The sequence below is a fragment of the Neobacillus sp. GCM10023253 genome, assembly GCF_042653105.1.
Classification (GTDB): Bacteria; Bacillota; Bacilli; order Bacillales; family Cytobacillaceae; genus Neobacillus; species Neobacillus citreus.
In genome coordinates this window covers 174,867-197,716 of the sequence record NZ_JBHSHV010000008.1, presented here as the reverse complement: position 1 = coordinate 197,716, position 22,850 = coordinate 174,867, and the positions used below count along the sequence as shown (strand labels likewise).

At 38.2% G+C, this 22,850-nt stretch carries 26 protein-coding genes; 20 read left to right on the top strand and 6 right to left on the bottom strand.

Features of this window, described 5'->3' with window-relative positions:
* The first annotated feature begins 12 nt into the window (after positions 1–12).
* From ACFPA1_RS11590 to ACFPA1_RS11575, 4 genes are all read left to right on the top strand, one after another.
* Positions 13–1,599 (top strand): class I adenylate-forming enzyme family protein, encoded by a 1,587-nt coding sequence (locus tag ACFPA1_RS11590; protein WP_378582989.1) that lies wholly within the window; start codon positions 13–15, stop codon positions 1,597–1,599.
* 36 nt (positions 1,600–1,635) lie between these two features.
* Positions 1,636–2,943, top strand: coding sequence for an MFS transporter (locus ACFPA1_RS11585; RefSeq protein ID WP_378583438.1), 1,308 nt, complete (start codon positions 1,636–1,638; stop codon positions 2,941–2,943).
* 72 nt (positions 2,944–3,015) lie between these two features.
* Complete coding sequence (locus tag ACFPA1_RS11580; RefSeq protein ID WP_378582987.1) at positions 3,016–4,077, top strand: alpha/beta fold hydrolase; 1,062 nt, start codon at positions 3,016–3,018, stop codon at positions 4,075–4,077.
* A 22-nt stretch (positions 4,078–4,099) separates the two neighbouring features.
* Positions 4,100–5,281 carry a M20 family metallopeptidase gene (locus ACFPA1_RS11575; protein WP_378582984.1) on the top strand — a complete coding sequence of 394 codons (1,182 nt, stop codon included), beginning with the start codon at positions 4,100–4,102 and terminating at the stop codon, positions 5,279–5,281.
* Between the two features lie 60 nt (positions 5,282–5,341).
* On the opposite strand, the gene ACFPA1_RS11570 is transcribed toward ACFPA1_RS11575, so the two are convergent.
* Together ACFPA1_RS11570 and ACFPA1_RS11565 are read right to left on the bottom strand one after the other, a co-directional pair.
* On the bottom strand, positions 5,342–6,031 hold the full coding sequence (locus ACFPA1_RS11570; RefSeq protein WP_378583435.1) for a spore coat protein: 690 nt from the start codon (positions 6,029–6,031) through the stop codon (positions 5,342–5,344).
* A 536-nt stretch (positions 6,032–6,567) separates the two neighbouring features.
* On the bottom strand, positions 6,568–7,083 hold the full coding sequence (locus ACFPA1_RS11565) for a hypothetical protein (RefSeq protein ID WP_378582981.1): 516 nt from the start codon (positions 7,081–7,083) through the stop codon (positions 6,568–6,570).
* 855 nt (positions 7,084–7,938) lie between these two features.
* Between ACFPA1_RS11565 and ACFPA1_RS11560 the strand changes: the two genes are divergently transcribed.
* Complete coding sequence (locus tag ACFPA1_RS11560; RefSeq protein ID WP_378582979.1) at positions 7,939–8,523, top strand: hypothetical protein; 585 nt, start codon at positions 7,939–7,941, stop codon at positions 8,521–8,523.
* 339 nt (positions 8,524–8,862) lie between these two features.
* Here ACFPA1_RS11560 and ACFPA1_RS11555 read toward each other — a convergent pair whose 3' ends face one another.
* Positions 8,863–9,195 (bottom strand): DUF192 domain-containing protein, encoded by a 333-nt coding sequence (locus ACFPA1_RS11555; protein WP_378582976.1) that lies wholly within the window; start codon positions 9,193–9,195, stop codon positions 8,863–8,865.
* A 226-nt stretch (positions 9,196–9,421) separates the two neighbouring features.
* Between ACFPA1_RS11555 and ACFPA1_RS11550 the strand changes: the two genes are divergently transcribed.
* The 11 genes from ACFPA1_RS11550 (at position 9,422) to ACFPA1_RS11500 (ending at position 17,250) form a co-directional block, all read left to right on the top strand.
* A complete protein-coding gene (locus ACFPA1_RS11550) occupies positions 9,422–9,595 on the top strand; it encodes a Flp family type IVb pilin (RefSeq protein WP_378582974.1) in 174 nt (57 codons plus the stop codon).
* 32 nt (positions 9,596–9,627) lie between these two features.
* Positions 9,628–9,816: a Flp family type IVb pilin gene (locus ACFPA1_RS11545; RefSeq protein ID WP_378582972.1), complete on the top strand. Its 189-nt coding sequence runs from the start codon at positions 9,628–9,630 to the stop codon at positions 9,814–9,816.
* Between the two features lie 96 nt (positions 9,817–9,912).
* Positions 9,913–10,422, top strand: a complete 510-nt coding sequence (locus tag ACFPA1_RS11540; RefSeq protein WP_378582969.1) for an A24 family peptidase — start codon at positions 9,913–9,915, stop codon at positions 10,420–10,422.
* Entirely contained in the window at positions 10,422–10,796 is a 375-nt protein-coding gene (locus tag ACFPA1_RS11535) for a TadE/TadG family type IV pilus assembly protein (protein WP_378582968.1), read from the top strand. Before ACFPA1_RS11540 ends, ACFPA1_RS11535 begins: the two co-directional genes overlap by 1 nt.
* Entirely contained in the window at positions 10,797–11,741 is a 945-nt protein-coding gene (locus ACFPA1_RS11530) for a pilus assembly protein TadG-related protein (protein WP_378582965.1), read from the top strand.
* Positions 11,742–11,771: 30 nt separating this feature from the next.
* Positions 11,772–12,401, top strand: a complete 630-nt coding sequence (cpaB, locus tag ACFPA1_RS11525; protein ID WP_378582963.1) for a Flp pilus assembly protein CpaB — start codon at positions 11,772–11,774, stop codon at positions 12,399–12,401.
* Positions 12,398–13,582 (top strand): AAA family ATPase, encoded by a 1,185-nt coding sequence (locus tag ACFPA1_RS11520; protein WP_378582960.1) that lies wholly within the window; start codon positions 12,398–12,400, stop codon positions 13,580–13,582. The genes cpaB and ACFPA1_RS11520 overlap by 4 nt, the downstream gene beginning before the upstream one ends.
* Positions 13,583–13,595: 13 nt before the next feature.
* Positions 13,596–14,939 carry a CpaF family protein gene (locus tag ACFPA1_RS11515; RefSeq protein ID WP_378582957.1) on the top strand — a complete coding sequence of 448 codons (1,344 nt, stop codon included), beginning with the start codon at positions 13,596–13,598 and terminating at the stop codon, positions 14,937–14,939.
* A gap of 2 nt (positions 14,940–14,941) precedes the next feature.
* A complete protein-coding gene (locus ACFPA1_RS11510; RefSeq protein WP_378582955.1) occupies positions 14,942–15,901 on the top strand; it encodes a type II secretion system F family protein in 960 nt (319 codons plus the stop codon).
* Between the two features lie 4 nt (positions 15,902–15,905).
* Positions 15,906–16,835, top strand: a complete 930-nt coding sequence (locus ACFPA1_RS11505; protein ID WP_378582952.1) for a type II secretion system F family protein — start codon at positions 15,906–15,908, stop codon at positions 16,833–16,835.
* A 76-nt stretch (positions 16,836–16,911) separates the two neighbouring features.
* Complete coding sequence (locus ACFPA1_RS11500) at positions 16,912–17,250, top strand: helix-turn-helix domain-containing protein (protein WP_378582949.1); 339 nt, start codon at positions 16,912–16,914, stop codon at positions 17,248–17,250.
* A 10-nt stretch (positions 17,251–17,260) separates the two neighbouring features.
* Here ACFPA1_RS11500 and ACFPA1_RS11495 read toward each other — a convergent pair whose 3' ends face one another.
* Entirely contained in the window at positions 17,261–17,878 is a 618-nt protein-coding gene (locus ACFPA1_RS11495) for a DUF2085 domain-containing protein (protein ID WP_378583433.1), read from the bottom strand.
* A 131-nt stretch (positions 17,879–18,009) separates the two neighbouring features.
* Positions 18,010–18,231 (bottom strand): hypothetical protein, encoded by a 222-nt coding sequence (locus ACFPA1_RS11490; RefSeq protein ID WP_378582947.1) that lies wholly within the window; start codon positions 18,229–18,231, stop codon positions 18,010–18,012.
* A 315-nt stretch (positions 18,232–18,546) separates the two neighbouring features.
* On the opposite strand from ACFPA1_RS11490, the gene ACFPA1_RS11485 reads away from it, so the two are divergent.
* From ACFPA1_RS11485 to ACFPA1_RS11470, 4 genes are all read left to right on the top strand, one after another.
* Positions 18,547–19,545 carry a polysaccharide deacetylase family protein gene (locus ACFPA1_RS11485; RefSeq protein ID WP_378582943.1) on the top strand — a complete coding sequence of 333 codons (999 nt, stop codon included), beginning with the start codon at positions 18,547–18,549 and terminating at the stop codon, positions 19,543–19,545.
* A 131-nt stretch (positions 19,546–19,676) separates the two neighbouring features.
* On the top strand, positions 19,677–20,678 hold the full coding sequence (locus ACFPA1_RS11480; protein WP_378582940.1) for an AI-2E family transporter: 1,002 nt from the start codon (positions 19,677–19,679) through the stop codon (positions 20,676–20,678).
* A gap of 86 nt (positions 20,679–20,764) precedes the next feature.
* Positions 20,765–20,998 (top strand): hypothetical protein, encoded by a 234-nt coding sequence (locus tag ACFPA1_RS11475; protein ID WP_378582938.1) that lies wholly within the window; start codon positions 20,765–20,767, stop codon positions 20,996–20,998.
* A gap of 113 nt (positions 20,999–21,111) precedes the next feature.
* The gene (locus ACFPA1_RS11470) at positions 21,112–21,546 is read left to right on the top strand and encodes a GtrA family protein (protein ID WP_378582935.1); all 435 of its coding nucleotides are present in this window, start codon (positions 21,112–21,114) and stop codon (positions 21,544–21,546) included.
* A 13-nt stretch (positions 21,547–21,559) separates the two neighbouring features.
* On the opposite strand, the gene ACFPA1_RS11465 is transcribed toward ACFPA1_RS11470, so the two are convergent.
* Positions 21,560–22,267, bottom strand: a complete 708-nt coding sequence (locus tag ACFPA1_RS11465) for a DNA alkylation repair protein (RefSeq protein WP_378582933.1) — start codon at positions 22,265–22,267, stop codon at positions 21,560–21,562.
* Between the last annotated feature and the right edge of the window lie 583 nt (positions 22,268–22,850).

Here is a 22,850-nt window from a genome sequence, read left to right as displayed (position 1 = left end):
GGAGGTTGCTGCATGAATATCGTAAAGGAAATCCATTTTAATCGTGAATTAAAAGTATTCGAGAACCGGCCGCAGAATCTTTTTGCGATGTTGGAGGAAGCTTCCCAGAAGTTCCCTGAACACGAAGCGCTGGTCATGAACGGAGTACGATTAACCTACAAAGAAACGTACGATAAAGCGCTAGAAATTGCCGGCAATTTACAAAGTTCCTTATGTGTAAAAAAAGGCGACCGAATTGCCCTGCTACTTGGGAACAGTATTGAATTCAGTTTACTGGTATTTGCCTGCGCTAAATTGGGTGCCATTTTTGTACCGTTAAATACCCGTTTAAAAGAAAACGAGCTTTCCTATATGCTCGAGCAATCAGGCAGCCAGCTCTTGTTTGTCGATGATGAATTTTTGGAAACAGTTGAAAGCATGAGAGACAGCAGTTCAACTGAAACGATTCAAAATTTCTTTTTAATAGGAAATAAAACTCCTAAACGAAAAGACTATTTACCTTTTGAAATCCTTGAGCAGCCTGCGTCTGTTTCCGAGGTTCCTGTTTCAGAGGATGACCCCCTATTTATTATGTATACATCTGGAACTACCGGGTTGCCAAAGGGAGCGGTCGGAAGCCATTTAGGTGCCATTCACAGTTCCATCAATTATGAAACTGTCTTTAAAACGACGCACAAGGCGAAGACACTGATTGCGGTTCCGCTCTTTCATGTGACCGGATTAATTGGGCAGCTTTTTCATATGGTACGAGTGGGCGGCACGTCCTTGATCATAAGGAGATTTAAGACGGAGGAATTCATCCGCTTGGCAGCCGAAGAACAGGTAACATTCTTATTTAATGTACCGACCATTTATGTCATGATGATGGCCCATCAGGATTTCTCATTATACAGCTACACAAATGTAAACTGTATCGCATATGGTGGAGCGCCAATGTCGACAGAAACCATTTATAAATTGAAAAAATATTTTCCAAACGCCTATTTGCAAAATGCATACGGGGCAACGGAAACATCTTCTCCGGCAACGCTTATGCCGCAGTCATATAACGAAGCGAAATTTCAATCGGTTGGCTTGCCGGTGCCGGTTGGCGAGTTAAAGGTCGTAAATGATAACGATGAGCCATGTTCACCGGGAGAAGTCGGGGAACTATTAATTAAGGGGCCGATGGTGGTAGAGGGATATTGGGACAATGAAACAGCCAATCAAACCTCATTTGTCGATGGGTTTTGGCGCTCCGGCGACCTGGCCAAAATGGATGAGGACGGCTTTGTTTATATAGTCGACCGGAAAAAGGATTTGATTAACCGCGGTGGTGAAAAAATCTTTTCCATCGAGGTCGAAAATGTCCTTTATAATCACCCAAAGGTGCACGAAGCCGCCGTAGTCGGCGTTCCTGATGCCATTTTTGGAGAAGTGGTCAAAGCGGTCATTGTAACGAAAGACCAGGAGGTTATTGACCCACAGGAAATAAGAGATTTTGTAGCTGAAAGATTGGCAAATTACAAGATTCCGAAACTAGTAGAATTTGTTTCCGAGCTGCCTCGCAACCCTGCGGGGAAGGTTTTAAAAAATGCATTGAAGAACCTGCAAAGCTAATTTTACATTCGAAAGGATTTGATTCCATTGTCCACTATGGCAAAAAAAGCTTGGAAATATCGTTATGTCGTTCTTGTCATTCTTTGGTTAGTCTACATTATTAACTATTTTGACCGGATGGCCGTTCTAACCTTCCTTCCGTTTATCCAGAAGGATTTAAATCTGACACCGGTCGAGGTTGGCCAGCTTGCTTCCGTGTTTTTCTTCGCTTATGCTGCGGCGCAAATCAGTGCAGGCTTTCTTGCGGATAAAATTGGCGCCAAAAAGGTTATGTATATTGCAATTACAGTGTTTACTGCAGTTACAGCCGTAACCGGCATGGTGAAAAGCTTCGCGCAGTTTTTAATGCTCCGCATCGGTTTGGGATTAGGGGAAGGCCACCATTTTGCACCGGCCATCCGCGCCATCAATAACTGGTTCCCATTCAAGGAAAGAGGAAGAGCAGTTTCGTTCTTTGCCACCTCTTGGGCTGTTGCACCGGCCATTGTTCCGGTTATCGTTACCAGCATTTCTGTTTACTTTTTCGCAGGTGACTGGCGTCCGGTCTTCTATGTTCTGGCCATCCCGGGTGCACTTGGAATCTTTTTATTATGGAGATTTGTAGCAGATTCTCCAAAAGAAATGATTGAAAAGGGACGATTGAGCAAGGACGAAGATATTGAAGATGGAGCAGTTTCCGCCACTCTTACAAAAGAAGAAAAAAGAAAGCAATACGGAGTTTTCTTAAAGGATAGTAATTTTTATGTGTATACGTTGTGCTTATTTTGCCAGCTGGCCGTATATTGGGGTTCATCCACTTGGCTGACTTCTTTCTTGGTTACCCAACACGGATTAAATATTAAAGAAATGGGCTTTTTCGCATCCGCTCCTTACATCGTGGCCTTCTTCGCGATGATGCTTGGCGGCTGGCTGATGGATAAAGTTCTTCATCGTATGAAGCCTGTTGCCTTGATTGCCTATATCGGCTGTATTCCAGTTCTATGGATGCTTGGTGCTGTTGAAAAAGGGAATACAGGTATGTTACTGACGCTCCTTTTACTTACTGGTTTCTTTGTTAACTTAAACTTCGGTTCCATCTATGCTTACTTGCCAAAGCGCTATCCAAAAGAAATTGTCGGAAGTGCAACAGGATTAGCAAATGGTATCGGTCAATTAGGATCGTTTGTTTCTCCTCTTGTTGCCGGATATTTAGTAAAGGTTGGGGCAAATGGTTCACAGGATTTTAGCGGTGTTTTCATATTCTTCGCGTTGACTGCAGCATTAGCGGCTATGTGTGCGATTATTTTGAAAGAGAAGCAGATACATCAGCTTGCGGTAGTGAAAAATGAGAAATCAGTAATTTAATTTTTAGAAAATAGGGAACGAAGTCTTTCTAAGCATCTTCGTTCCCGCTATTTGAAGCAAGGGGGACAAATCGTGCCAACAAATACAGCAAACAAAGAGGCATCTTTTCTTGAAAAAGAACAGAAGCGCTGGGAAAGATTTTTCAACACCCTAAACAGTGGTGACTTTAAATTCGGTCATACGACCAGACAATTAGTTTGGAAAAAAAATAAAGCCACCTTATGGCACTATCCGGCAGCAACAACAAAAAAATATGATGTTCCTATTTTTATTGTCTATTCGCTATTCAATCAGCCAACGATTCTCGACTTTGCTCCAGGCTCAAGTGTTCTCGAAGGACTGGTAAACAGGGGGTATGATGTCTATTTATTAGATTGGGGCGTCGCCGGATACGAAGATAAAAATATCTCAATTGAAGATTATGTAGCCAGCTATATCAAAAAAGCGGTTCAGCGGGCATTAAGGCATTCCGGTGCGGAGGAAATATCGGTGGTGGGTTATTGCCTGGGCGGCACGCTGGCAGCGATGTATGCCTCCATAGCTGAGGAGCCAATCAAAAATTTGGTGACGGCTGCTGTTCCGATTGATTTTAGTGTGGCGGCCTCCCTTCCGGAAAACTGGGCGGAAGCGATGCTTGAAGGGAACATGAATCTCGACCGCTTTATCGAAGTGTATGGATTAGTACCGCCTGTTTATGTGGAGGCCATGTTCAGGTCGATCACTTCACCGGTGTACAACACCCCTTACACGCTCCTTTTATCACGGGCGCATGATCAAAGGTTTACGGAAAAATGGCATCGGATGAACACATGGACAAAGGGGCACGTCCCGTTAACCGGCGGAGCGTTTAAGCAGTTAAACGAAGACTTGTTTAAAGGAAATAAGCTGGTTAAAGGCGAATTTACCATTCACGGCAAAAAAGCAGATTTAAAAAATATTAAGGCGAATCTATTGGCCGTCAGCATGAAAAGTGACAACCTGATTCCAGAAGAGCAAAGCAAGCCAATTATGGATTTGGTTTCAAGCGTGGATAAAACGTTTTTACGTATAGAAGGCGGCCATGTGAACTTAGCGATGTCCGGTAAATTTGCCGGAATTTTGGATGACTGGCTTAGTGAACGTTCAACGAAATAAAAATAGCAAGGTGGGGAAGCAAATGCAGAAGCTGCATTCGATATATGAGATGGTAAATGTAGAAGAATCGGTCCAATTTTTGCAATCTCTTATCCAAGTTAACAGTGTTAATCCTGACGGCAATGAAAAAAGGGTCGCTGAGGCTATTGAAACGTTTTTAGCTTCATCCAAGCTTCAAGTGGAACTGGATGACCTAGGCAATAACCGGGCCAACTTATTTGTTACTTATCCAGACAGAAAAACTGACGAGAGGTATTTAGTTTACAGCGGTCATTTTGACACAGTCCCAACCGGTAAAGTGGAATGGCAGCATGCTCCTTTTTCCGGGGAAATCGTCGGCAACAAAATGTATGGCCGCGGAACTACTGACATGAAAGCTGGAGTTGCCGCGATGATCCTTGCGATGGAGTATTTATCTCGGGCCGGTGTGAAGCTTAAGGGTAAGCTGCAGTTTGTCGGAACTGCCGGAGAAGAGGTCGATGGCTACGGTGCCAAAACGGTTGTCCAAAAGGGTCAGATTGACAAAGCGACAGCCATGGTTATCTCGGAGCCAAGCGAAAATGAAATCTATAATGCCCATAAAGGCTGCTTGTGGCTAGAGATTACTACATATGGAAAAACTGCTCACGGCTCCATGCCGGATCAGGGCGTTAACGCAATTTTAGCCATGAACGATTTTATCAATGCTCTTCTTAAGTATGAGTTTTCTTATACTCCGCATCCAATCCTGGGGCATCCAACCTTAAATATCGGCACCATTGAAGGCGGCGTCAAAACAAATGTAGTGCCGGATCAATGCAGCGTGACGCTGGATATTCGAACAGTTCCAGGGCAGGATATTGACCGGATCTTAAAAGATATTGATGAGTTGCTGAAGGGAATCGCTGAAAAAACAAAGGCATCGTACCAAATCAAAATAATCAATCGCATGGAATCGGTTAGTACAAAGGAATCTGACGAGTTTGTACAAATGGCGGTCAGGACTGGTAAGAAAGAGTTAAACTTGGACTTGAGTCCAACCGGTGTCAATTATTATACAGATGCATCTGTTTATCAGCCTCATTTGCAGATTCCAACGTTCATCTTTGGCCCGGGGCACCCTAAACTTGCCCATCAGCCGGATGAATATGTGGAAATTGACAAGTTCATCCAATCGATTCGTTATTTTATGGCACTGGCCATTGAGTATTTAGGGGAGAAATAAACAAGCTGGAGGCTATCTTATTGGGGTCTGACCCTTTAAGACAGCCTCCAGTTTTTATGTTTAGTGCTTTAAATTCATGTTGTTGTTCATGCCTAAATTCATATTGGCATTCATGTTCATATTCATGTTTTGCGTTTGCGGCATGCCCTGTGCAGGAGCAAAGGAGTTAACAATTTGCGTCATATCCTGCTGGGCCAGCTGTGGTACTTGGTAGTAATGGTTTTTATTTTGATAAATGGACAACTCATAAGCCATTTCAATGCAGTTCGGCACAGAGTCTGCAAGCACGCGGCGGACAACTGGATTGGTTGTTTCACAAGCGGCTGTTGTCTTGTGGGAAGCACCGGATTTACAAGCTGCTAGCATACAGCCGGAAATAAACTCATCGGAGATTTCCGTCATGTTCTGCATTGGCTTTTTCGGCTGGGTCGGAGTTAACCCATAGACAAAGTCATTCCCCTGCTTCATTTTATAGCTTTGCGTCGGCTTAGACGGGTCCTGCCCGGATTGGAAGCACTGCAATGTAATATTATATTCATCCTGAATGAATTGATATTGACGGTCTAAAATATCAAGCAGCTCAGGATCTTTTACATGCGGGCGCAGCATCAAATACTGATTTAAGGTCCCAATTGACCCATTCAACACTTCATGTACATCAAACATTTCATGGCCGCCATGGTTCAACTGCTGCGGCACAGCTCCTGTATGCATATTTTGGTGCATTTGCCCCTGCTGATTCTGTAACATCAATCGAATCTCCTCCTCAAAAAAATTGGACACAGCCACTCATTATTTTGGTTAAAGGGGGGATTGTTATTCTCTTTTGAGATTTATAAAAACTTTCCATTGAGGCATGGGGACGGTTCTTCTGTGCATCAAAAGCAACTGTACTTATTTCCACAGGATGTTGTTTAAAATGGAATAAAAGAAACATATTATTAATGAACAATAGGGCTATCATTAGTGATAAATAAAAATAAAAGGGAGTTCAAATTCATATACGAATTGAACTCCCTTTTAAGGTTTAAGCTAGATGTTATATTGCATTTGTCATTCTCCATCGGAAGGTGTATAACCTACCTTTTAATGAACAAAAAGGAACTAATGAACCCTCAAAAGTTCATCCCTTTTGTTATTAAAAATATAAATAGTTGGAAACTCAAATATTCCCTTCGCCTACCTTTTCTACAATAACAGCTGTCCGGGTAATGACCATTCGGTCTACAGGAAGTGATTTGTCATAAATAAATGTGACAAACATTTTCCTTGTTTCAAAGTTGGCATCATCGTATCCGCCCATATACGGAGTGGTAAAGCCAGTGCTGCCTCGGGCAATCAGGCAATTTTTCAATACTAACTTCTTTTCCATTTTGATAAATTTTATATTGATTAGTTTGCAGGTTTGTTTTTGAATAATCAATTCTTGTAACAAGATGCTGGTCGACAGTCACTTCAATTGGTGAAAACACCGCAGGTTCAGGTTTAGGAATGGTAACCGATATGCTCCTTTGACTTGTAAGCTCATCTTTATACCATCCTTCGATTCTTATCGTGTAAACACCAGGCTGCAGGTCTGTGATGGTGGCAGTCTGAGTTGCTGAGCTAGAAGATGCTTGAGTTGCTTTTAGTACATTATTGACGAAAACCTTATATTGGTCAGGCTGGGTACCTGTGGTCTGATTTGCCAAAGAGATGGCAACAGACTTTGCATCGATTATCTTAACTTCAATTGGTGAAAGGACAACCGGTTTAGGCTTAGGAATGGTAACCGATGCACTGCCCTTGTTAGTAAAGTTCATTTTGATATCATCTTCGATTCTTATTGTGTATCATCAAGCTACAGGTCTGTAATTGTAGCAGTCTGAGTTGCTGATCAAGCAGGTACCTGAGTTGTATTTAGAGTATCGTTAACAAAAACTGGGGTCCAGTCGTTTGGCTGGGCCAGGAAAAGACAATTCTCTTGGCATCGATGACCTTTACTAGCAAGTGGATTACAAGTCACATCCTCGATCGAATATAAAAATTATTACTGTAAATTATGTAATGATTAACTCCAAAAAGCTCCCAGACAAGTACATAATCAGGATTATCAGTCAAGGTAGAGCATCAGTCATCATACCTAAGCTTGAACCCGCTGTCCTATCACCAATTGAAGAATTTGATTTTGCAATATTGGCACTAGTTAAAACTGAGAATGTAAATATTATTAGGATTATTGGTATTAATAAAGTTTTTCAATTCTTTGCCCACCTTAAAAATTATACATTAATATGAATCTACTTAATTAAATTTGAGGAATAGGTTCCGAACTTCGATGTTTCATCCCCGATTTCTTGGGAGTATTTTTCTTTTCATTTGAATGCAGCTGTTATTGTATGTGAATAATTTTTTTAGCATAATTAAACCTCCTTTCACTAAATTAAGTGAACGTTTTTGTTCTCCTTGTTGAAATTTTAACTCCTTTTCTAGGAATAATTAATAAATGTTAACTAACCCAAACTGCTTAGATTTTGAACAAGCACATATTTTAGATGGATTTTAATTACCATTCAACGAAAAGAATGTAACTAGACCTAATTATTAGAAATATATGGATTTTTTCATTGTATTTTTATAGAATGTATTTTATATAGAACAAATTAATGGGGGATAATATGAAATCAATTCATTTAATACTTTCTCTTGCATTAGGGATTGTAGCATTATCAGGCTGTTCTTTAGATGATAAAAAAGTTGGAGCAGAACCAAAACAAGAAGTGACTAAAGTTGTAAAAGAAAAAAAAGAGGTATCAGCAACAGAAGAAAAGTTTGAAGATAAGGAAATAATAGAATTTGAAGGGATTTCTTTTAAATTACCAAAAAACAATGAGGTTATTCCACTAGAAAAACAACCATTACCAACAAAAGCATTTTTCTTAGACAGAAGTCATCTGGGAAATCTTAATGTAGTTGTGGAAAGTCTGGCTAAACCAGTGACTTTGGACCAATACATAGAATTGGTTGCTATCAGTACAGGTTATAATTATCTATCGAAGCAAAATTACTCAAATGGAGAAATTCAATGGAACGAAAGCGTAAGCTTAAATCAGGTAAGCGGCAAAAACATTAAATTGAATCAAAGAACCTTTATTTACAATAATAAAGCTTATATTTTCACTTATGGTTCTTTAGAAGGCAATTATGATTTAAACTTAAAACTTTATGTGGAAGTTACCAACTCCGTTAGTATTACAAAATAAGCGGGTTCGGTTCTAAAGTAAAAATGGGAGTTCAATCATATCAATTGAGCCCCCATTTTTTTGTACTAAACAACAAATCCGTTATTTCTGCATGAATCCTTTTTTTACTTAAGCGTACATCCAATTATTCATAGAATGGAGGATGTTGTCATTTTTCAGTTCCTTCACACTGATATCGCGGACAAGCTGCTTGTTAAGGTAAATTTAAAGGCAGCGGTTCCTGTGATTGGTTTTGCAGATAGCGCTGGATTTGACGTGAAAAAATAAAAATAATGAAAGTAAAACACAGCACATCTCTTCAAAACATTCAGCAATCATCTTTTATTTTTCCAAATAGGTTTATATAGAACATTTGATTTTGCATCCTATGCTAATTCCTAATGTTTTTGCTGATCCTGACGGAAGCTCTAAAGTAGAGTATGCCTCCTTCACAGGCTTAGTAATCCTCCATGGCTCTAACATATGATGAACCTCTACCACTTCATTCTGTTCATTAAGAAGAACAACATCAATAGGGAACTTCATAAAGAACATATGGACAGCATTACAAGGGATGATCCAAAGTCCTTCATTTGAAATAGGGTTTTTTCTAAACATTAGTCCCTTGAACCTTTTTAAAAAAGTATTGGCCAAATTAATTTGATAAGGTATAGTAATAATCCTTTCTTCCATAATAACGCTCCTCATAATATGATTTATTTTGTTCATTATAATAAACATTTTTTTAATTAAAAAGAACGAAAAACTAAGGAATTATTAGAAAATATTAGAAAATAGTAGATAAATATATAAAAATTCACAAAAACGAACAAAAATGAGTGTTTTCAAATTTTAATTTCCGTTTTATATTTGTATTAAGTTCTTAATATAGAACAAAGAGTTGGAGGAGGGGAAAAAAATGCTACAAAAAGCAAAGGAATTAATGATAGAAGAGGAAGGTCAAGCTTTAACAGAGTATGGTTTGATAATTGCATTAGTTTCAGTTCTAATTGCTGGAGCACTAATCACTTTTAAAACCGAATTAAACACAGTTTTTACTAATATTGCTACAGCATTAAAGAAAACCACTTAAGCATAAAAATAATTTAGATAGGAGTCGAAACCATGATGCAAAAATTGAAGAACTTAATTGTTGAAGAAGAAGGTCAAGCTTTAACAGAATACGGCCTGATAATTGCATTGGTATCAGTTTTAATTGCTGGAGCACTAATTACTTTCAAAAACGAATTAGTGACTGTATTTACTAATATTGCAAGTTATTTAAATGGAACAACTAAAACTGTAACACCGTAATCGTATAGAAGATTATAGAAACTATAATTAAACGAATTTAAAGCCCTGCTTATATACAAGTAGGGCTTAATTCTTAAAATAACGGGGTAAAAATTAATGATTATAAAAATAATTTTAGTGATAATATTGTTAATCTCGCTTTATACAGATGTTAAAAATAGAAAAATTTTGAATATTATTACATTACCTTCGATTTTAATTGGCTTTATATATCATTTTGCCACCCAAGGTTTTGAAGGCTTCCTTTTTAGTGGTAAGGGTTTTCTTACTGGTTTAGGCCTATTAATCATCCCTTATCTTTTAGGTGGAATGGGTGCAGGTGATGTAAAGTTGTTGGCAGCTATAGGTGCGTTAATGGGTACAAGCTTTGTTTTTTACTCATTTATCTATATTGGCTTAATAGGTGGGTTAATAGCCTTGGTATTACTAATAAGGAACAAAGGATTAGTAGATTTAATAAAATCATTTTTTTATACGATTGCGTTTTTTAGAAGTAATCTTGGATCAATGTTTATCAGTAAAGACAAACCTTCAAGAATTTCATTTCCGTACGGAATTGCGATAGTTTTGGGTACATTATGTACATTATTTTGGGGTGGATTTTGATGAAATCAGAGAAAGGTCAATCGCTTGTTGAATTTGCATTGATTCTTCCGTTGCTCGTTTTAATGCTGTTTGGAATTATTGACTTTGCTCGGATTTTTCACGCGTATCTAACAATAGACCATGCGGGAAGAGAAGCTGCTCGAGCTGCGAGTATAGGCAAGGATGACACTTATATCAAACAAAAAGCCGTTGATAACGGAGTTAGTATAAATTTAAAGGATACTAATATAGCTATTTCCCCAACGGGGGCAAAAAAATCAGGTGATAATGTAACGATTACAATTAATTATCCAATAAATTTTCTAACACCTTTAATTAGCAACATAGTTGGATCAATAACTTTAAATGATACTACTGTGATGAGGGTGGAGTAGATGAAAAGATTATTAAGATTACTAAAAATTGAAGGTGAAAATGGAGCCTCATTGGTAATCGTAGCCTTAGCAATGGTTGCCCTATTAGGCTTTACTGCTTTAGCAATAGATGGTGGAAGGCTTTATACCGAAAAAAGCAAACTTCAAAAAGCAATGGATTCTACAGTCCTGGGTAGTGTCCAAGGACTTCGCACTAGCGAGGCTAGGGCTATAGAGATTGCAAAAGATATCTCTGAAAAAAATGGTTATAAAGTATCTGAAAGTGATCTAACGATTTCAAGTAGTTCGATAAAGGCTACTAAACAAATTAACGTCCCTATGACCTTTGCAAAGGTAATTGGGGTAAATACTACAGCAATCAGTGCGACAGCAAGAGCAACGGTTGGTCCTTTAACCAAAGCAAGTGGGATTGCACCGTTTGTCATTCAGAAAAGTGATATTCCTAGTGCAACTATACTTAATTGCGGGTCGACAAATCCAGGTGACCTTAGCGGTAACTGCGGATATCTAAAAAGTTCGGAGAGTAACCTTCGTGATGCAATATTGAAAGGAGCGACCTATGATTCACTTAACACTGTTTGGACAGACCCAGGAGGAAACGTCGGTCAGGTGAAACAAGGAATAGACGAATTAATAGCTAGAGATCAACAGAAGGATGCAAACGGAAATTTTATTAAACCTCAATGTCAAAGTGCAAGTACCGCAGATAATTCATGCGAAAGGGTTTTAACTTTTGTAGTTATCGAAGAATGGAAAGATGTAAATGGGGATCCGGTAAAAGGGACTAGTGAATTAAAAATTGCTGGATTTGCATCATTTTATATTGAAAAATATGAGGGACAAAAACTCTATGGAGAATTTATTAAAATGGTTGGACAAGGTGAAATTGGTAGTGGAACGGGAATTGGAGAATACGGACTAGTTGGTGTAAAGCTTGATGAATAATAGCTTTGTCATTGGAAGTAGGAGGACGATATGAATACAAAAAAAATTTGGATAATTTCATTAATATTAGGAATAATTGTTGCGAGTTTTGTTTATTTAACCATTTTTTCTAAAGGAAATAATTCTACTCCAGCCAGTGCACCTGTTAGTCAGGTAGAGACAAAGAGTAAAAACCCTAATGATTCAAAAGATAAGGCAAAACAGGATGAAAAGGCTGAAAAGGAAAAGGCTCTTAAGAGAGAATTCATAAACCCAATTGTTGAAATAGGTAAAGGAAAAAGGGCTATTTCGTTAAGAATTAATTTGGAGCAGGGGGTTTCCGGATATATCGCCCCTAATTCAATGGTAGATGTGATTGCGTATGAAAATACAAAGGATGATTCTACAGGCAAAGAGTACAAATCAGCTGTTTTAATTCTTGAAAATGTGAAGGTACTTACCTCCGGCAAATCATCAGACAATAAAGAGGAGGCCCTTCACTATGAAACTGTAACGATGGAGGTCACACCGGAAGAAGGGGTTATGCTTGGATTAGCAGCAAAAGATAAAGATGGATTCTATTTAATGCTTCGTAATACCGAAGACACTGAAACTGGAAAAACCGGAATAAAGCAGACTAGAGAGGTAATCAAAGAAGGTACGAAGGAGGAAAAGAAATGAGCATAAATTGGGTTTATTTTTCTGATAAAAATTCTCCTTCCAGGGAAATTGATAAACTATTAGAGAAACAGCAATACCAAGTTGTTTCGACAGATCAATTTGATAAATTGCACTCCATTTTAATGGGAAATAGTCAGTCGGTTTTATTTTTGGAAGCTTATACAAGGTTCAATATTTATGATTTATGTCAGGAAATCTCTGTACTTTTCCCACATGTTTATATAATTTTAATTGTTCCTGAGGACATGGAAAACCTGAAAAAGGCTATGCTTATGGGGGCCTCTGATACTCTCCGTTCTTCTTTTAATCTTGGCGAGCTTTCGGAGGCAGTTGCTCATGCTAAGAAGTTCATGCATCATAGAGGAAAATTGGAGCCTAATGCACTAAGCCTTGTAAAAGAGAAATGTAAAGTTATTGCTGTTTCCAGTCCAAAAGGTGGAGCAGGGAGGACAGTGTTATCAGTTAATCTTGCTGTAGCATTTTCCAAGTTGGGAAAGAAAGTTGCGGTGTTTGATGGAAATCTGCAATTTGGCGAAGTGAGTATTTTTTATAATGTTAAGCCAAAAAGATCTATATATGAATGGGTAAAGGAAGGATATGGTCGCGAAAATTATTCCATCAATCAATATATGACTCTTGTTGATGGAAATGTTTCTGTTTTAGCTGCACCCCCTCGGCCTGAATTTTTCGAAGGAATTTCCGAAAAGCACATAAAAGATGCTATCGAAGAAGCTAAGAATCTATTCGATATTATTCTAATTGATATGCCTGTATATTTATCTGAAATTCATTTACGCTTCTTGGATCTATCAGATGAAATCTTACTCGTGGCATTAAATGAAATATCGTGTTTAAGGTTATGCCAACTTTATTTGGACACCTTGGAAAGTATTAATCTTAAGGATAAAGTAAAACTGGTGATGAATCGATACGTAAAAGGTCAGGGCCTCGAATTAAAAAAGATTAAAGAAATTTTGGCCTCAAATGTTTTCCACACCCTGCCGGAGCAAATAAATATAGTTTCATCTTCGATTAAAACTGGGCAGCCTTACTTACTATCTAACCCAAGAAGCAGCATTAGTAAGGCAGTTTTATGTCTATCAGAAAAGACTTTGGAACAAAAAAGTGATGTTCAACTTCCAATTAAAAAGGAGAAAAAATGGTTTCATGTAGGAAAGTGAGGTGGAAAGAACAATGTCTTTATTTCAAAGGTATATAGAAGGTAGTGGTATAAAAAACTCTACTGGAGAACTAAATGAACTAGCGGTCATCAGGAGGTCAGATGAATTTTGGCAAATAGAAAAAGCTCTCCACGATTATCTATTGGATGAATTAAAAAAATCACCAGGGCAAAACAAGGATGAGGAGAGACAAAAAATAGAGACATGGAGTCAAACATTTTTTGACCAACAGGTTAGCAGGCTAACATTTGAAGAAAAACAAGATATTTTAAACTACGTGAAGGATGAATTACTGGCCTATGGTCCGATTACTCCTTTATTAGAAAATCCTGCAATAAATGAAGTCATGGTTAATAGTTTTGATGAAGTGTACTATGAGAAAAACGGAAAAATTTTTAGGAGTAATTTATATTTCACCGATAATCAACATGTTTTAAGAGTAATTGAGCGGATTGTATCACCTATAGGAAGACGTATTGATGAAAGTTCTCCCATGGTTGATGCCCGTCTTCCAGATGGTTCACGTGTAAATGCAATTATTCCTCCGTTAGCTTTAAAAGGTCCTAGTTTAACTATTCGAAAATTTTCTGAAACACCATTCACTATTATGGATTTAGTTCACTTTGGAACATTAACTGAAGAAATGGCAGAATTTCTAGATATTTGTGTAAAGTCAAGGCTCAATATTTTTATAAGTGGAGGTACAGGTTCAGGAAAAACCTCTTCTTTGAATGTTTTATCTTCATTTATTCCAAATGAAGAACGAATAGTTACAATTGAGGATGCTGCGGAGTTAAAGCTTCATCAGGAACATATAATTTCCCTTGAATCCCGCCCTCCAAACATTGAAGGGAAAGGTGAGATAACAATTAGGGATTTAGTACGCAACTCCTTACGGATGCGGCCTGATCGTATTGTAGTTGGGGAGGTTCGTGGAGCAGAGGCATTGGATATGCTTCAGGCAATGAATACTGGTCATGACGGAAGCTTAAGTACTGGGCACGCTAATTCTCCAAGAGATATCCTTTCTAGGATAGAGACAATGGTGTTAATGGCAGGCTTTGACCTTCCTGTACGGGCGATACGGGAGCAAATAGCAAGTGCCATTGATTTAATTGTCCAGCAAGCAAGGATGAAGGATGGCTCAAGAAAAATAACTCATATTACGGAAGTTTTGGGAATGGAAGGGGAAACTATAGTTCTTCAGGATATTTTTCTATATAAAGAAATTGGATATACAAAAGATGGTCGGATTAATGGAAGATTTATCAGTACTGGTATCCGTCCAAAATTTGCTGACAAACTTGAAGTTAGCGGCTATTCCCTGCCCGCCTCATGGTTTGTAGGAGAGTGGTAGAAATGATGTTTGCCATTGAATTAATAATTCTATTTTTAATATTTAGTACTTTGATATTTCTTTTTTTAAATGTGTTTTTATATAAGAAAAGAATGAATAAGCGCATTAAAGATTTTTTGCCTAAATCGCATAGTGAGGAAATTGCAGACAAGCATAAAGGCCCTTCATTGCTTAAACGAACTTTCCATTCAGTAGCTCTGTTATTTAAAGATCTGCAATTTAGCGAATCCACAGAGAAATTATTATTAGAAGCAGGGAGTAAATTGAAAACTGAAGAATTTTTTGCTTTAAGAATAATTTGTTCAGGTGGGCTTGGGTTTTTGTTATTTTTATTTAACTTTTCATGGTATATTAGTGGAATTGCTGTAATTGTCGGCTTCTTCATACCAAAAATTTATATAAAGCGGAAAAGGAAAAAAAGGTTAACCCTACTTTCTTATCAGTTAGTTGAAGTACTTGGTATGATGACGAATTCATTAAGGGCCGGTTTTAGTTTTATGCAGGCAATACAGCTTGTAGGAAAAGAAGTACCAGACCCAATTGGGCCTGAATTTGAACGAATTGTAAGACAAACTGGATTAGGCATTCCCTTAGAAGATACCTTTGAAGAATTAGTAGGAAGATTGCCTAACAAGGAACTTGAAGTAGTTATAAGGGCAATATTAGCTCAAAGAAAAAGTGGAGGGAATCTTGCTGAACTTCTCCAAACAATGGAAGAAACCATACGAGGCAGGGTTAGAATTTTAGAAGAATTGAATACTTTAACCTCCCAAGGAAGATTGTCTGCATGGATTATTACCTTGCTGCCAATTGGTCTCGGGTTATACCTAGCATTAGTAACAGGAGATTATTTTCGCCCAATGCTAGACCATCCTTTAGGGTGGACATTACTTTTTGTAAGCATTGTTTCAAATATTATTGGATGGTTGTTTATTCAAAAAATCATCAAAATCGAGGTGTAAGGTAATGAAGGGATTTTTCCTATTTCTTCTAATATCCGCATTCATGACTTTCCTTCTTGCAGCAATATTGTTTACTTTTTATAAAAGAAAGATAGCCTTAGTTAATCGTATAAATATGTATTTTGAAGAACCAATAGACAGGAAAAAGGATCAAGAATTGACAAGAAAAGAGAATAAATTAGGAATCCTGTTTCAACTTTATTGGAATAAAGGAACACAATGGCTAAATAAACGATTATCACGGGCAGAAGTGAAAAAAATAGACATACTGCTTAGAGATGCTGGTTATCCGTTTAAATCGGCCATCGATTTTAGATTATTCCAGCTTGTACTATGTGCAGCCTTTAGTTTACCTATTATTTTTTTGATAATGCCTGCTTCTGATAACAAAATGTTAACCTGGATGTATGCAATAGTATTGGGAATATTGGGTTTGAGATTCCCAGTGTTTTATCTAGGGAAAAAAAAGAAGGCAAGAATTATAGAAATTAATAAATCAATGCCGGATTTTTTTGACACCGTAAATCTATTGCTAGAAGCAGGGATGGGACTGGACTTGGCCTTAGCTGAAGTGTCAAAACAAATAAAAGGTCCTCTTTCCGATGAGTTTCACCAAGTATTGGAAGATATGAAACTTGGAAAGTCAAGAAGAGAAGCATTTTATGAACTTCGAAAAAGAGTCCCATCGGAATCTTTGCAAAGTATAATTACATCAATTATTCAAGCTGATCAACTAGGTATTGGTATGGCAAAAGTGTTAGGGAATCTGACCTTACGTATTCGTGAACAGCGTAGGGAAGCAGCACGAGAGCAGGCAATGAAAGCACCTGTTAAGATGCTATTTCCAATGGTGATATTTATTCTTCCGGCGTTATTCATCATCATTTTAGGTCCATTTGCAATCCATTTGGTTACAAAAGGGCTTGGTGGCTAAAAACTGAAAATAGATTAATGAAAGAAGTTCTATTAGAATGGTGGGGATTTTTGAAGTTAGTAAGAGGAGAGATACAATGGATGGAAAAAAACTCCAGAGATTACGAATGGAGAAGGCGTATTCAATAACCAAACTTAGTTTACTTACAGGCATTTCAAAGTCATATTTAAGTTTATTGGAAAGGGAAATCCAAACGAATCCCGGACTAGAAGTTTTATCAAAAATCGCTAATGCTTTAGAAGTACCAGTTGAATACCTGGTCACAAATCAATACGATGAGGGATCTCCTAAAGTTGGAGTAACTCCTGGAAAAAGCAAATTAAAAGTTGAAATCGAATTATCTGAGGACCAGTTGAGTCCTCAGAAATTACAACATATTAAAGATTTAATTGATGCAATAAATAATGAAGTGTAAAATTTCCCGATTATGAAATTACTAATTCATGTAGTAGTGAAAGAAAAGTTAAAAATATCAGACTGCTAAAAACAGATAAAGTCCATTTGAGGATTAAGAAACGAACCGAAGAAAATAGAATTGAAGCACATAAGCTAAACCAAATTATAATAATTAGAACAAGAAGGCCATTAATAATAGAATAAGGGAGTATCCCCCAATAAATTAACAGCCCCAAACACAAACTAAAAAGCATCGGCAATATCAAATTACTAAAATTCTTTACTACTGGCTGGCTAGTTTGTTCAAGTGATTCTCCCTTAACCACCGGATAAACAAAATAAGGAAGCACCGACCCAAAACAAATCCCAGTCACCAGCCTCCTGGTATTCGTACTTTCAAAAAGGTGAGAATACGACCCTAACCCATCAACCACCAGAGGAACCATAAACACTAGAAGAAAAAAGCTCATTTTCACTGTAGGAATTGTCACAGGTGTTTTACTTTTCACCAAATGCAAATATATAAGCGTCGAAAAAATGCCAATATAAATCCCCGTATCACGTGCGCAAACAGACAGTGCTTTTCCGGAAACATGGAGTGACCGTTCATCAATTTGATGGCAAATAGCCCGGCCGAAAAAATCCAATATCTCCTGCAGCAAAATCCATCACCCCTTAGTGAAAAGAACCCATCCTCCTTCATCAAGGAGTTGGGTTCTTCTTTATTTACAAAAAATCTTCCGTACCTCCACATCCATGCGCTCAAACACGCATCTCCCTAATACCCCGTCATAAAAGCCGGCGCCAGCGACATCGCCGACAGTGCAAACCAACAGATGCAACTTAAAACAATCGAAACGATTCCAACAGTTAAACAAGTTTTCCCAATTCCTTTTTTCTCCACGTCTTGGTCATTCATCCAAATAATCCCTAATATAATTCCAACAACGGGTATGAAAAACGATAAAATGTAAAGCAGTGCTTTTAATCCACCCGACACGAGATCACCTCCAAATGTCGAAAACTTGCCGATTCCATCTTGGGACGGGAAAATCCTCACACAATGATATGTATGACATAGGAAAATGGAATTTGCCTGTACTATTTGGAAATATTTGATTAAATTTCCACCCGATTGAAGTGTTTTTCGGTTACAATGGGGTGGATAGATTTTGTAAGTACTTGTCTAAAAATCTATTAATCTGCCAGTTGTTTTAATATAATTGTAATATTATTAATATATTTGTAACAATCAAGAGAAGAAATCGTCTATAATGGTGGATGAAAAATAAATACCTTCAAAGAGGGATGAACGATGGGGAAACTGAAGAGGAGAAGACAGGTGAGGGGGGCTGTATTCCTTCTTACCATGATTGGGCTGCTGGCAATTGGAATGTTTGCCGTAAACTATTTTCAGGCAAACGCAGCAGGCAAATCTGCTAATCAGGCAAACAACGAGCCTATGAAAAAGGCAAATGCTGCGATGATGGGAAAAGGGGCCCATGATGACCAGCAGGAAAAAGAAATGATACGAAAACAAATGGAAAAAGCCATGGCGTCTAGAAATGAACAAGAGAAAAGGAAGGACCAGGAAAATCCACCATCTGATCCGGCTTCGGCCCAACCACCAGCTAATACACCTGCTCCTGAAACTACAACAGAACCCAACACGAATCCACCACAGACGGCTTCGGCCCAACCGCCTGCTCAGCCAAATGGCAAAAGAACAATTTATTTAACATTTGACGATGGGCCATCGGCCATATCGGGCGACATCATTGCACTATTGGAGCAACACCATTTTAAAGGAACTTTTTTTATGATTGATGGAAATATCCGCAAATATCCCGATGCGGCGAAATTAATGGTGCAGACAGGAGAAGCGGTGGGACTGCATAGTGTCTCGCACCGGAAAGAAGTATTTTATGCTTCGGCAGACACCGTTTTGGGCGAACTAACCCAGAATCGGAATACATTACGGGAAATTACCGGAGTAGATTCTTTTTTAGCAAGAACACCATACGGAAGCTCGCCTTATATGACACCTCAATATAAACAGGTTGTTAAGGATAACGGCTATTTCATGTGGGATTGGAATATTGACAGTAAAGACTGGTATTATAAAGACGCGCGGTACATCGACAACGTCATCGCACAACTCAATGCTAAGGCAGGCCACAATGGCCCGCTGGTGATTCTTCTTCATGAGAAAAAAGAAACGCTCGCCCATTTGCGGCAACTGCTCGATTATTTAACCCAGCAGGGCTTTGAAAGTAAGGCGATTGACAGTACGATACCACCTGTTCAATTTTAAAAAGTATGTGTTCACATTTAATCCAATATTTAAATTCGAAAAAATGTAAACAAATTTGATATAATAAATTTGTAAATTTCACAATTTTAGTGAAGGTTATAGTAAAACATAATGGGGTTCGATAATTACCGATGATGAATAAACTTTACCAGACCAGAGGCTTCAAGAGAATCTTAATCTTTATTGTGATTGCATTGGCTTTATATGCGATGAAATCAATTATTAATTTAATATTGCTGACCTTCATTTTTGCGTTTTTAATGGATCGGCTCGTTCAATTCATTGAAGACAAAATCCCGCTAAATAGAAAGCTGCTGGTGGTTATCTCGTATGCCACCATTGTTGGTTTGCTTACCTATGGATTGGTTATGTACCTGCCGATGATTGCTGGAGAAATCACGGCCCTCATTAAACAGCTGACGGCTTTTTATACGTCGAAGCATGATAATGTGGTCCTGAATTATATTGTCAGCCAAATGAATGAAGTGAAAATCTCCAGTTATTTGGAACAGGGAGTCACATACCTTTTAAAGTACTTTACAGACATTAGCAAAATAAGCCTGCAGGTTTTGCTGGCGCTTCTATTAAGTTTATTTTTCCTATTAGAAAAACCAAGGCTGATTGAATTCACCGGGAAATTTAAGTCGAGTAAGGTTGCCTCGATTTACGTTGAAATTGAATTCTTTGCGCAGAAGTTTGTCCGGACGTTTGGTAAAGTAATCGAAGCGCAATTAATTATTGCAGTTGTAAACTGTATTTTAACAACCATTTCTCTTTGGCTGCTGGACTTCCCGCAGCTCGGCGGCTTGTCGATTATGATTTTCCTACTCGGCTTAATTCCAGTGGCAGGGGTGATTATTTCACTGATTCCGCTGACCATCATCGCCTATAGTATCGGAGGCCTGATGAAGGTCCTTTATGTCGGGATTGCGATCGCCATCATCCATGGCATCGAAGCCTACATTTTGAACCCGAATTTAATGAGCTCGAAAACGAATTTGCCGGTTTTCTATACCTTCATTGTGTTGATTTTCTCTGAGCACTTCTTCGGAGTTTGGGGGTTAATTATCGGGATTCCGGTATTTGTCTTCCTCTTGGATGTTTTGGAAGTGACCGAAACCAAGAAACCTTAATTTTTAAAAAGCCCAATCCCTGGGCTTTTTTGTTTTGCTCGAAAAATGGTATTCTAATTTTAATTAGACACATGGGAGGAAAGTTTATGAGTGAATGCAAATTAGATCATTCGCACGATGATGTAAAAAAGAAATATGAATCACAGGCGGCATTTTTACCGGAGGAAATGAATCCATTGTTTGAACAATTTTTCGAAAAAGAACACACCCAGGAAATTTTGAATGAAGTCTTTCATTTGTTGAAAAAATATGACTTAGCTTCCGAGGAAGAAAAGAGTGAACGGACAAACCGTTTGAATATGGTGTTGAGAAATTTATAAAATGAAGTAGCGGCCTCCCTTGTATTTGATTTGGGAGGCTTTTCGTTGTTTAAGGTAGGGAATTGAAGGGCACTTTAGAATTTAATTGAACAGTATATTTCGGAGGTTCATTAATGAAGTACTCCTTTATTCGTTTTTTAATTGTCGGAGTCATCAATACGATAGTAGGTTTAACCACCATGTATGTACTACTGAACGGGTTACGTTTATCCTACTGGTGGTCCACCCTGTTGGGGAATATCGTCGGGGCAGGGGTCAGTTTTATATTAAACAGAAATTTCACTTTTAAAAACGAGGCTGCAATTGGTGGCACCTTTGTCCGGTTTGTCTTTGTGATTGGTATTTGTTATTTTGTTTCTTACTCTTTAGGACTGAAACTAGCTATTTGGTTTTTAGAAAAATTGTCATTGTTTCCGAAGGAGTTTGCAAAGGATTTAGCGGTTTTAATAGGGACTGGAATTTATACTATTATGAATTATTTAGGTCAGAAGCATTTTGTTTTTAAAGGAGCAGAAAAAAGCAAAACGGACCCCAATGTTATTACATAGGGGTCCTTTCAAATTAACAAATGCACGTCTTCCTCTTAACACCAATTCTATTGAGGTTTTCAATTTTTTGAATGTAATCTGTTGCTAATGGCACCTTACAAGCTGTCCTGCCGACATCTACGTGAACCTTGCCAATTTTCTCTGCCACCCTTTTGGCTTCTTCATTCAGTTCAGTCACATAGGCCCCAACACTAATAACAAACCCATTCATCACATAGCGGACGCGGTTTTTCTCCTGATGGACAGTAGACTGAACCTGATGCATCAGGCTCCGAATCTCCCCAAGATCCAGCATTTCGTCAGGAGTTATGGAAAGGTAATTCGAATATGTGCTCCATCCAGCCACTGCAATCATTTCCTTATCTGATTTCATCCATTCTCGGGCCAGTTCAAGCGCAAACTGACTTTCAGCTGCAACTCCGGCAACCGTGTATTCGGCCAGCATATACCAATCGGCTTTCTGAACCCAACGCTGGAGAGTTTCTTTGGTCATTAATTTTGGGTTGATTGAAAGACCGGCCAGGTACATCGCATCACTATTTCCGGTTTCATATAAAGCGAGCGCCAATTCCTGATCCTTTTTCACATGTTTAACCAGCTTTTTCAAATCGCCGACCTTTACTCCAAATAAAGGCCCGCGCGCCCCGTGATTAATAAAGGTCTTCTTCGTTTGTTCGGAACCGAGCTCCTCAAGAGTCTGCATAATCTCTTCTAATTTCATTTCCTGCCTCCAGCTTTTTCTCCTATTTTACCATCATTATGGAAATTTTTCTGTTATCGCATTCATTAAGCCTTTCTAGAAAATATTAAGATTAGCCAATTTAAAAGAAGGATAGTTGTAAAGAACACATAACACCCGAGCAAAAAATTTTTCAGCCGGAAAGTAGTTATGAAGTAACTATAAGACCCGAAGGGATAAATTTTTCGGTAGAAATGGAGTTATGAAGTTCTCATAAAGCCTGTACGAGAAAATTTTTCGGTGGAAATGGAGTTATGAAGCGCTCATAAAGCCTGTACGAGAAAATTTTTCGGTGGAAATGGAGTTATGATGCGTTTCATAATGCGTGAGTGAGTGAATTTTTCGGTGTAAAGGGAGTTATGAAGCTTTCATAAAGCCAGAGTGGGTAAATTTTTCAGTGTAAAGGGAGTTATGAAACGTTCATAAAGCCTGAACGGGTAAATTTTTCGGTGGAAAGGGAGTTATGAAGCACTCATAAAGCCTGAATGGGTAAGTTTTTCGGTGGAAAGGTAGTTATGAATGGTTCATAAAGCCTGAACGGGTAAATTTTTCGGTGGAAAGGGAG